2 protein-coding genes and 1 pseudogene are annotated in these 2,944 nt (G+C 74.6%); all 3 read right to left on the bottom strand.

The window, feature by feature from the left end; translation table 11 throughout:
- A pseudogene (locus tag K6I33_RS33830) lies at positions 1–1,033 on the bottom strand (hypothetical protein); the annotation flags it as partial.
- 8 nt (positions 1,034–1,041) lie between these two features.
- Positions 1,042–1,443, bottom strand: coding sequence for a GPW/gp25 family protein (locus K6I33_RS33825; protein WP_229358627.1), 402 nt, complete (start codon positions 1,441–1,443; stop codon positions 1,042–1,044).
- A 52-nt stretch (positions 1,444–1,495) separates the two neighbouring features.
- Positions 1,496–2,944 (bottom strand): VgrG-related protein (locus tag K6I33_RS33820; RefSeq protein ID WP_229358625.1); only part of this gene is annotated, 1,449 nt, incomplete at its 5' end.

The following is a 2,944-nucleotide window of genomic DNA, read 5'->3' as shown; positions in this document are numbered from 1 at the left end:
CGGTGGGGCGGGTGAGCGCCGTGACCCGGACCCGGGCCAGCCCCGGTACGTGCTCGTCGATGATCCGCTCGTGGTCGGCGGCCGTGACCGCGCGGCGCAGGGGCGCCAGGCCGAGCCCCGCGCGTTCCAGCGCCGTCCGCCAGTCCTCCGCCTCCTCGGAGGCGACGACGACCTCCTCCACCACCGCCGTCAGCCCGGGAAGGTCCACCGCCAGGGGCGTGCCGGTCTGGACACCGCCTCCCCGGCCCCGGAACACGCCGTACTCCGCGCCGATCCGCGCGCCTTCGGGCGGCACCTCACCGTGCTGCCGCGCGCCGTCCTCGAAGGGGACCAGCGGCCCGAAGACCACCTCGCACGAGGCGTCGTCCCACCAGTGGACCCGGTCGCCCGCACCCGCCTCGGCGAACGTCGGCACCGCCCGCCACTCGACACCCCCCACACGGACGGTGACCGGCGGCCCGAACGGCGGATCCGGCACCGGGGCGCCGGGCCGCCAGGGGCGGTGGCGCGTCGGGAAGCGGCCGGCCGGCTGGCCGTCGGCGACGCCCAGCACCTCGGTGATCCGCACCAGTTGCTCGTCCGCCGCCACCGTTCCCACCGGCCGCGTCCCCTCCAGGACGAGCGGCGAGACGGTCGCCAGCACGACCGGCTCCTCGCCCCCGGTGCGCACCACCGTGCCCGCCGGGATCTCGCGCCGGCCGGTCGCCCCGTCGGTCCGGGTGAACGCGACCACGATCCGTGCCGGCGACGCGGGAAGGGGGGTGATGCCCATGAGACGCAGCAGGGCGGACCGCTGGCGGTCCGTCATACGGTTGACCCGGTACAGCAGTTGGTCGGTCCGCTCGGCACAGGCCTCGACGAGGGTGATGCCGGGGTCGGAGACGTTGTGGTCGGTCCACTCGGGCACCCGCTGGGGGAGGGCGCGTTTGGCGGCGTCCACCAGCGGCTGGAACCGGAGATCGTCCAGGTCGGGGACGGGAACACCGGACGGATCCGGCGCGGAGGAAGCGGAGGAAGCGGACGGGTCGGTCATGACAGGGGTCACTCCACCGGGGAGTCGCCGGGCAGGGTGTAGAAGGGGAAGACGAGGTTGCGGGGTTCGTTGGTGGCGCGCAGCCGGTAGCGGATGTCGATGTAGAGCACTCCGAGGTCCGTGGTGTCCATGCTGAACAGCAGGTCGTCCACCTCGATCCGCGGCTCCCACCGGTCGAGGGCGCGGCGGACCTCCGCGTCGGCGCGGGCGACGGTCGTGGCGTCGAGCGGGTCGAAGACCAGGGCGTGGACGCCGCAGCCGAACTCCGGCCGCATCGGCCGCTCGCCCGGCGCGGTGGACAGGATGATCCGTATCGCCTGCTCCACGTCCTCGGCGCCGCGCGCCAGGCCCACCCGCCCCGTTCCGGTGATGACGGCGGGGAACGCCCACCCCGCGCCGATGATGTCCACGATCGCGCCCTCCCGCCCGTGCGTGCCGGTGTACGAGGTCAGTGGTCAGAGGTCAGTTGATGTCGACGGTGTTGCCGGTGATGCCGGTCTGCTTGCCGTCCAGCGAGAGCTGCCCGGTGCTCTCGACGCTCACGGTGGCGCCCTTGAGCGTGAGCCCGCCGCCGCCCTTGCCGTCGTCGGCCGTGACGGTGACGGTCCCGGCCTTGAGGACCAGGCTGCCGGCCGTGCCCGCGTCGACGGTGACGGTGCCGTCGCCGCGGGCGTCCAGCGAGACCCGCAGCGTTCTTTCTCCCTCGCCCGCCGTCAGGACGATGGTGCTGTCCTTGCGGTCGAGATGAGCGGCGAGTTTCCTGTCGCCCGTCCGCAGCCGCACCCCCTGGGGGCCGTCTGCGGCGCTGAGGAGCTCCATGAGGTCACCTGAACGGGACGCCAGGGAACGCCGGTTGGCGCGCCCGGTGCCCGAGTCCACCAGGGGCAGCCCGTGGTCGGTGGGGGCGTCGATGCCGTTGTACAGGCCACCGAGGACGTACGGGCGGTCGAGCCGCCCGTGCTCGAAACAGACGAGCACCTCGTCCCCCGCCTCCACGGGGAAGACCCCGCCACCACCGGCCCCGCCCCACTGGACGGTGCGCGCCCAGTCGGTCACATAGTCCTGCGACAGCCACGGCAGGCGCAGCCGTACGGCACCGCGCTCGCCCTGCCCCGGCTCCTTGATGTCCGTGACGATGCCCACGGCGACGCCCAGCGAGCACAGCGGCGGCGGGTACGGCACGACGGGCGGCGGCAACGGGCCGACACCCACCTCGGTCCGGTAACCGTGGTCGCCGTCGAAGATGTGACAGCAGGAGGTGAGCGTGTACCCGCCGGCGAACGGCTCACCCACCCCGGCCAGCGTCACCGGCGCCCCCGCGGCGAGCTCGGGCGTCCCCGCGACCTCGGCGGACAGAGCGGCCATCGAGGCCGCCGCCTCCTGCGCCAGCGCGTGCGCCGCCACGTCCACCTGCCCGGCGGTGGTGTACCCCCGGCCGCCGACGAGCAGATCCGCGGCCGGGCCGGGAAAGGCCGACCCCAGCCGCGCGGGCGTGACCCCCAGCCGCAGCCGCGAGCTGTCCCCGGCACCGGCCCGCGCCGACAACGCGGCCTTGCCCGCCGGATCCCACCCGCGCACCTCCACCCCGGCCACCTGCCCCTCGGACGACACCGAGGCACGCAACGCCAGCAGGTTCTCCCCGAACTCCAGGACGAACGGACTGCGGTCCGCCCCCGTACCCGGCGCGGGCGCACCGCTCGCCGCCGACGGCCGGCCCATATGGACGGCGGCCCCCTCGACCGACAGCAGCAGCCCCCGCTGGTCGGCGAGATGGCGGAGCAACTCCCAGTCGGTCAGGTTGGGCTGGGCCAGATACGGGATCCGCGTGCGCTCCGCGTCGATCCGGCCCGCCTTCAGCCCGTGCCGGGCCGCGGCCTGCCCGACGACCTCGGCCACCGTCGTGTCGACGTA

The sequence above is a fragment of the Streptomyces sp. UNOB3_S3 genome, from assembly GCF_020740895.1.
GTDB lineage: Bacteria > Actinomycetota > Actinomycetes > Streptomycetales > Streptomycetaceae > Streptomyces.
The sequence above is the reverse complement of the archived record's forward strand: the minus strand, read 5'-3'. Positions and strand labels throughout refer to the sequence as shown.